The sequence below is a fragment of the Romboutsia sp. genome, assembly GCF_035470145.1.
GTDB lineage: Bacteria > Bacillota > Clostridia > Peptostreptococcales > Peptostreptococcaceae > Romboutsia_D.
Map to the genome: position 1 here is coordinate 1 of NZ_DATIRC010000441.1, position 1,557 is coordinate 1,557.

Consider the following 1,557-nt stretch of genomic DNA (forward strand, 5'->3'; position numbering starts at 1 on the left):
TCTATGTTAGCTGGAGCTAAATATAGAGGTGAATTTGAAGAAAGAATAAAACAAGTTGTAGAGGAAGTAGTTAAAAATGGGAATATAATTTTATTTATTGATGAATTACACACAATAATAGGTGCTGGAGCTACTGGAGAAAGCACAATAGATGCTTCTAATATACTGAAACCAGTGTTAGCTAGAGGTGAAATACAAGTGATAGGAGCAACAACTATAGATGAGTATAGGAAACATGTAGAAAAAGATTCTGCTTTAGAGCGAAGATTCCAACCTGTTATGATAACTGAGCCTACTAAAGAGGATACAATACGAATTTTAGAAGGTCTTAGATATAAATATGAAGAACATCATAGAGTTAATATAAGTGATGAAGCTATAAAGGCCGCTGTTGATTTATCTGTTAGATATATAACAGATAGATACCTACCAGATAAAGCAATAGATTTAATTGATGAAGCTGCTTCAAAAGTTAGATTAAGAAAAAATAATCCTCCATCTGAAATAAAAGGATTAGAAGAAGAAATTCAAAACATAAGTAAAGAGAAAGAAGAAGCGGTTATATATAAAGACTTTGAAAAAGCATCAAAGATAATAGATGAGCAAGAAAATCTAAAAAAACAACTAGAAGAGGTAAAACAACAATGGAATAAAATGTGTAAATATAAAAACATAGTTGATGCAGAAGTTATAGCCGAAGTCGTAGAGTTATGGACAGGAATACCTGTAAACAAAATAGTAGAAGAAGAATCATATAAGTTGCTAAGATTAGAGGAAATGTTGCATGATAGAGTTATAGGCCAAGAACAAGCAGTTAAAGCTATTTCTATGGCAATAAGAAGGTCAAGAGCAGGTCTTAAAGATCCAAATAGACCAATAGGTTCGTTTTTATTTTTAGGACCAACAGGAGTAGGCAAAACAGAATTATCTAAAGCTTTGGCAGAAGTTCAATTTGGAGATGAAAATCAAATAGTAAGAATTGATATGTCTGAATATATGGAGAAACATGCTGTATCAAGACTTATAGGTTCTCCGCCTGGATATATAGGGCATGATGAAGGAGGTCAATTAACTGAAAAGGTTAGAAGAAACCCATATTCAGTTGTATTGTTTGATGAAATAGAAAAAGCTCATCCAGATGTATTTAATATTTTATTGCAGATATTAGATGACGGAAGACTTACAGATTCAAAAGGAAGAACTGTAGATTTTAAGAATACTATAGTTATAATGACTTCAAATGTTGGAGCGACTACAATAAACAAGCAAAAAATACTAGGTTTCTCTGTAAGTAAAAATGAGGAAGATGAAGCTAAAACAAATTATGAAAAGATGAAAGATAAAATAATGGGAGAATTAAAGCAAAGATTTAGACCAGAATTTTTAAATAGAATAGACGATATAATAGTATTCCACTCACTAGAAGAATCTCATATAGCTCAAATAGTAAAGTTAATGACTAGAGATGTAATCCAAAGATTAAAAGGAATGGAAATAAACCTAGAAATTAGTGAAGAAGCTATAAAATTAATATTAAAATCAGGATTTGATTTAGAA

General features: G+C 30.6%; 1 protein-coding gene. It reads left to right on the forward strand.

The window, feature by feature from the left end; translation table 11 throughout:
• Positions 1–1,557: ATP-dependent Clp protease ATP-binding subunit (locus VLM92_RS17225; protein WP_325277550.1), on the forward strand; the 1,557-nt coding region annotated here is incomplete at both ends.